Annotated in this window: 6 protein-coding genes; 1 reads left to right on the top strand and 5 read right to left on the bottom strand. The window is 33.2% G+C overall.

From position 1 onward, the window contains the following. From SOY52_RS06880 to SOY52_RS06865, 4 genes are all read right to left on the bottom strand, one after another. The coding region (locus SOY52_RS06880; protein ID WP_320848223.1) for a 3-deoxy-7-phosphoheptulonate synthase at positions 1 to 1,069 on the bottom strand (1,069 nt) is incomplete at its 3' end. An 88-nt stretch (positions 1,070 to 1,157) separates the two neighbouring features. Continuing rightward, complete coding sequence (locus SOY52_RS06875; RefSeq protein ID WP_320848222.1) at positions 1,158 to 2,954, bottom strand: AMP-binding protein; 1,797 nt, start codon at positions 2,952 to 2,954, stop codon at positions 1,158 to 1,160. A gap of 2 nt (positions 2,955 to 2,956) precedes the next feature. Beyond that, on the bottom strand, positions 2,957 to 3,715 hold the full coding sequence (locus tag SOY52_RS06870) for an MBL fold metallo-hydrolase (RefSeq protein ID WP_320848221.1): 759 nt from the start codon (positions 3,713 to 3,715) through the stop codon (positions 2,957 to 2,959). Beyond that, positions 3,712 to 4,044: an arsenate reductase family protein gene (locus tag SOY52_RS06865; protein WP_320848220.1), complete on the bottom strand. Its 333-nt coding sequence runs from the start codon at positions 4,042 to 4,044 to the stop codon at positions 3,712 to 3,714. The genes SOY52_RS06870 and SOY52_RS06865 overlap by 4 nt, the downstream gene beginning before the upstream one ends. Before the next feature lie 170 nt (positions 4,045 to 4,214). Between SOY52_RS06865 and asnS the strand changes: the two genes are divergently transcribed. Continuing rightward, on the top strand, positions 4,215 to 5,600 hold the full coding sequence (gene asnS, locus SOY52_RS06860; protein ID WP_320848219.1) for an asparagine--tRNA ligase: 1,386 nt from the start codon (positions 4,215 to 4,217) through the stop codon (positions 5,598 to 5,600). Positions 5,601 to 5,629: 29 nt separating this feature from the next. Here asnS and SOY52_RS06855 read toward each other — a convergent pair whose 3' ends face one another. Continuing rightward, complete coding sequence (locus tag SOY52_RS06855) at positions 5,630 to 6,121, bottom strand: hypothetical protein (RefSeq protein ID WP_320848218.1); 492 nt, start codon at positions 6,119 to 6,121, stop codon at positions 5,630 to 5,632. Positions 6,122 to 6,158: the final 37 nt, after the last annotated feature.

Below are 6,158 nucleotides of genomic sequence, written 5' to 3'. Positions count from 1 at the left end.
CCTCCACTACTCCACCATAGCGTTCTGCCTTCTTCAATAGCTGCGCACTATGAACTAAGATTCTTTCAGTTTCTTCCCAACCAATACAAGCATCAGTAACAGAAACACCATACTTTAATGATGATTTATCACCACAAATTGGCTGGTTACCTTCAAAAATATTACTTTCAAGCATAAAGCCTCTAATAGCCTTTTCTCCCCAAATTACTTGGTCAATTACATTTCTTAATACTCTTTTTTGTCTTGAAAAGTTCTTTCTGCTATTTCCGTGTGAGCAGTCGACAATAATTGCAGGATTTAAATTTACATCGAGCATTTTCTTTTTTGCACTTTCAACATCATCTTCATAGTAGTTTGGAGCTCTATCGCCACCTCTTAGGATTAAGTGACAAGCATCATTTCCTTTAGTTCTTAATACAACAGTTTGACCATCTTTATTAATACCAATAAATGATGCTGGTACAGATGCACTCTTAATTGCATTAATTGCATTTGTAAGCTCACCACTTGTGGAGTTTTTGAAGCCTACAGGTACAGACAAACCACTTGCTAGGTTTCTATGAGTTTGGCTTTCTGTAGTTCTAGCACCAATACTGGACCAGCTCATTAATTCATCGATGTACTGAGGAATAATAGGATCTAATACCTCACATCCAAGAGCTAAGCCCTTTTTACTAATTTCAATTAATAATGAACGAGCTGTTTTTAAACCCTTTTCTATATCGTAAGTTCCATCTAAATCTGGATCAAGGATAAGGCCTTTCCAACCAACTGTTGTTCTTGGCTTTTCAAAATACACTCTCATTACAACGTAAAACTGGTCACTAATCATATCGGATAATGACTTTAATCTATCAGCGTAATCGAGAGCCGCTTCAGGATCATGGATTGAGCAAGGACCGACGATTGCAAGCAAGCGATGGTCTTTACCACTTAATATATTTTCAACAGTTCTTCTTGACTCTTCAATCTGGCTAGAAAGCTCTGGTGAAACAGGATATAAATTTGCAATCTCATTTGGAGTTGCTAATGATGAAATATCGACAATTCTAGTATCTTTGTTACTCATGAATTGATTATAGCAAAATGAGTTTTTTTGATAAACGATGTAAAATAAAAAATGGGTTAATCAATTTGACTAACCCGAAATTTTACATTTATTTTTTATTTTTTGGATATAAGAAACGTTTAATCTTTTGTGTAGCAGTTCTTTCGAAGCTTTCTTCCTGGAGCTCAACTGAGTCAATTCTGTTTTGACTTGAAAGCTCTTTATTAACAGTTTGCTTTAAGGAATGAATGTACTTTTTAGCTTCCTCTTTTGCCTCATCAATGGAAATTGCTAAGCTCTTTGCCATCAATTCGATATCAATTTTTATCAAAGCTAATAATGAACCATTATCACTAACTACCAAAGATTCCTCAACAAACTGCTGGTTATTAATTACACTTTCAATAGATTCAGGATAAATATTTTCACCTGCTGGTCCTAAAATCATAGTTTTACATCGACCCTTAATAGCAAGTTGATTTTTGTTATTAATAAATCCTAAATCACCTGTTTTGAAGTATCCATCTTCAGTGAAAGACTCTTTATTTAAATCAGGATTATTGTAGTAACCACGCATTACATTTGGTCCTTTAACTACAATTTCTCCAATTCCTTCTGCATTTTTATTTATGAGCTTCATATCGACATCTGGAACGATATAACCAGTGTATCCAAGTCTATGATCCTTTTTCTTAGGTCCACATGCAGCAAGCAATGGACTAGTTTCAGTTAAGCCATAACCAAGAGCATATGGGAAGGCACCTCTATATAGGAACTCTTCAACCTCTTTATCCAATGGGGCACCTCCTATACCAAAGAACTTAAGCTTTCCACCAAAGGTTTGAATAAGCTTTCTTTTAATAACCCTACAGACAAAGTTTTTAGTAAGTTTATTATTGTAAATTTTTTCAAATTTTCCACCATTTTTAATCATTGGAGCAACAGCTGACTTATATACTTTCTCAATTAACAGTGGAACAGAAAGAATTACATCTGGTCTAACATTCTTTAATGCTGGAAGTAATATTGAAACAACTGGAGGCTTACCTAAGAAGTGAATTTCAAGGCCTGACATCATACAAAGTATCTGGCCATTAGTAAATTCATATACATGGCTTACAGGTAAAATTGATAAAGCTCTCATACCTGGCTTGAGCTTAATGTATTGAGTTGTTGATAAATCGGCATTTCTAAGTAAGTTTTTGTGTGATAACACAACTCCCTTTGATGCTCCTGTTGTACCAGATGTATAAATAATTGATGCAATATCATCTTCCTCAAGTGGTAGTTTTGATAACTCCTTAATATTGAATTTAACACGAGTAACATCAAGGCCAGGAAGATCAAAGTAATTTTTATCTTCCATTATCTTTACACTGTCAGCAGGTAAATAGAAGATATCCTCAAGTCTAATAACTTCAAGATTGTTTTCTAAGATATAATCCTTAATACCTAATATTTGTTTTTTTCCACCACAAACGAGTTTAGCACCACAATTATTTAGGGCAAAGATAGTTTCTCTAGGAGTAAAGCCTGGAAGAATTGGTACTGCAATAGCACCAATTGATGTAATACCAAAATACATCATCATCCACATTGGACTTCCTTCACCGTAAATTGCTATTTTATCACCTTTCTTAATTCCGATATTTAATAGATATTGGCTAATTGAATGTACCTTAAATGCAAGGTAGCGATATGTAAAGCTAACCTCATCTTCTCCACCTACTATTGTGTAGCAAAGCCTTGATGAATAGCGAGCTGTACATGCATCGATAAAATCTCTAAATGTATATTTTTTTAAGTTGAACATTGTAAGACCATCTTCACGATTAATCTTCATGCACTCCTTTTTTGAATACTCTTTTGCTTTTAGTTTTGCTACCTTTTTTTTTGATTTCGCCATAATTACTCCCAATAGCTCTTTCCACGTTCACAAATAATATATCGATTATTTAAAGGAAGTGTTGAAACCATCTCATTAAGCTTTTCAATCGAATTATTATTTTGACTTACATGGATAAAATAAATAGTCTTATCGTTTAAATTACTATCGATAATAAAGTCATGAGCTTGAGCATTTGATAAATGTCCACGCTCACCTCTTACTCTTCTCTTTAATACATATGGATACTTTCCATTTTCAAGCATTACATCATCGTAATTGCTCTCTACAAAAAGTACGTTACTACACTTTGCAAGTTCAATTGCTCTTTCTGGAACTACACCAGTGTCAGTCATTAAGAAAAATGAATATGAACCATTTACAATTCTGTAACCTACACTACCTTGACAGTCATGAGAGGTTTGAAAGCTAGTTATTTCAAAGTCATCTATAATTACTTTTTCTCCATAGCTAAATGTAAAATAATTATCACTCTTCAAACCTAGCTTTAGTAATATAGACTCTCCTCCTTCCTTCATGCTTTGACTTAAGAAAATATCAACATTAATATTTCGAAATAAAACGCCTGCGCCCTTTACATGATCAGGATGTAGATGAGTCAAAAATAATGCTTTAATCGATTCATATGGAATTTTGGCATCCAATAATCGTCTTTTTAACCCAGTTAAGGTTAAGCCCATATCGATTAAGATTGTAGTTTTACCATCGAAAAATGCATATGCATTTCCACAGCTTCCACTTGTTAGCACGCTATATCTCACTTTGATGCCTCTTTTAAGAATTCTTCATCAAAGCCAGAGTGAGCTTTTGTTTTATTTCTTAGTATAGGTGTCCTCAATAACTCAGGATGCTCTATTACCTCTTCCTGAGGATTAAATTCACGCCATGAATAACCATTTTTCTTATAGTAGGAACATTCATTATCAATATACTCATCAGCAGAGCATGATGAAAAAATACTTTCATATTCTTTTTTTGAAAGCTTTTTCTCATTTAAATCGATGTACTGAAATTCAATTTTTCTTTCTTTACACCATCTAATAGCCTTCTGTGTTGAACGGCATTTATTTGTTCCTATAATCTGTAACATAATTTCCTTTTTATTAATATTTTTAACGTTTTAAAGTGCTAAGTCAACAAACAATAATCTACTATTTATTAATTATGTGGGTGGTTAATATTAACTATTTAACTATTATTGACGTGAAATAGGTAAAAGAATACAATTTTTGCTATATTTTTACTTAGGAGAGCATTAAAATGCAAGAAAGAATCAAAGCCATTCTTCAAAGAGAGCCTAGTGAAGAAATTGTTAAGGCTGAAGGATGGGTACGTACAAAGAGAGATAGTAAGAACGTCTGCTTTTTAGAAGTAAATGACGGATCCACATTAAAAGGTTTACAGGTAGTTATCGATAAGGATTCTTTCAACAATAATGAAGTGCTTGATAAAATTACTACAGGTGCATCTGTAATTTGTAGTGGTAAAATTGTTGCTTCTCTTGGTGGTAACCAAGCAGTTGAAATGCAGCTTTCATCTCTAGAAGTTGTAGGAGAATGTCCAGTTGATTACCCTCTTCAGAAGAAAAGACATACACTTGAATTTTTAAGAGACATTGCGCACTTACGCCCAAGAACAAACCTTATTGGTGCTGTAACAAGAGTAAGAAATACATTAGCATATGCAGTTCATTCATTCTTCCAAGAAAATGGTTTTATCTATGTTAACACTCCTTTAATTACTTGTTCTGATGCAGAAGGTGCCGGTGAAACTTTTCAAGTTACTACCTTAGATTTAGATAAAGTTGCAATGACAAAAGAAGGTTTAGTTGATTACTCAAAGGACTTCTTTGGTAAGAAAGCATCCTTAACTGTATCAGGTCAGCTTGAAGGTGAAACCTATGCAATGGCAATGAAGAATATCTATACTTTTGGACCAACTTTCAGAGCTGAAAATAGTAATACAACAAAGCACTTGGCTGAGTTCTGGATGGTTGAACCTGAGATGGCTTTCTGCTCATTAGATGGTGATATGGAAGTTGCTGAATCTTTCTTAAAGTATATCTTTTCAAAGTGCTTAGAAAAGAATCCTGAAGATATGGAATTCTTCGATCAATTTGTATTAAAGGGTAACATTGAAACTCTTAGACATGTTATTGAGACTCCATTTGCTCATATGACATATACAGATGCAATTAAGGTTCTTGAGAAAGAAAATGACCATTTTGATTTCCCTGTTCACTGGGGTTCTGATATTCAAACTGAGCATGAAAAGTTCTTAACTGAAAAAGTTTGTAAGTCACCTGTTATTGTTACAGATTATCCAAAGGAAATTAAAGCTTTCTACATGAAGCTAAATGAAGATGGAAAGACTGTAAGAGGTATGGATGTTCTTGTACCAAGAATTGGTGAAATTATTGGTGGTTCAGAAAGAGAGAGCAACCTTGATGTATTACTTTCAAGAATATCTGAGCTTGGATTAAATAAGGAAGATTACTGGTGGTACCTTGACTTAAGAAAGTATGGTTCAGTACCTCACTCAGGATTTGGTCTTGGTTTTGAAAGAGCTGTTCAGTATGTAACAGGTGTTCAGAACATCAGAGACGTAATTCCATATCCACGCTATGTAAAGAGTGCTGATTTCTAATAATCTAAAGTGCCTGCATCTTGCGGGCACTAATTTTTTATGTTTAATAAAGCCCAAAGTTTTAATTCAAAAACATCTTTAGCACCAACCTTTGTACACAGCTTCTTGCAGTATGTTGAGTAAGTTGCTCTAGTAATTTTTAAATCAATACAAACTCCTTTTGTCATTGTGTTTCGCATTAAAGCATACATAAATGCACTTTCCTTTTCTGTGAAATCTGTACTATGAGCAACTTTAACATAGTACCCTTTTGGTCTTTCACTTACGTAGCCAACTTCTGGAGAAAAAACGATATAGAGGATTTTATTTTTATTCTTAAAGTGTTCTTTTAATTTTTCATAAAACAGGTATTCACTTGGATTTCTAATTTTAACGATAATAGCTTTATCATAATCCTCAATATTAGATTCCATTACCTCACATCTATAACCAAGTTCTTCCACTTTCTTTTTAAGATTAAAATCATTTATTACATATACTTTTCTCATATTAATAATTAAAAGAGGAAAAATCATATTCATTAAATTAATTATATTATTCTTATTTCGGAATATATTT

The sequence above is a fragment of the Bullifex sp. genome, from assembly GCF_034103065.1.
In the GTDB taxonomy this organism is placed as follows: Bacteria; Spirochaetota; Spirochaetia; order Sphaerochaetales; family Sphaerochaetaceae; genus Bullifex.
This window is presented reverse-complemented; position numbering and strand designations above follow the sequence as displayed.

Excerpts from the sequence above, each read along its gene's own strand:
- SOY52_RS06875 (WP_320848222.1), bottom strand. The coding sequence starts at position 2,954 with ATGGCGAAATCAAAAAAAAAGGTAGCAAAACTAAAAGCAAAAGAGTAT.
- SOY52_RS06865 (WP_320848220.1), bottom strand. The coding sequence starts at position 4,044 with ATGTTACAGATTATAGGAACAAATAAATGCCGTTCAACACAGAAGGCT.
- asnS (WP_320848219.1), top strand. The coding sequence starts at position 4,215 with ATGCAAGAAAGAATCAAAGCCATTCTTCAAAGAGAGCCTAGTGAAGAA.
- SOY52_RS06855 (WP_320848218.1), bottom strand. The coding sequence starts at position 6,121 with ATGAATATGATTTTTCCTCTTTTAATTATTAATATGAGAAAAGTATAT.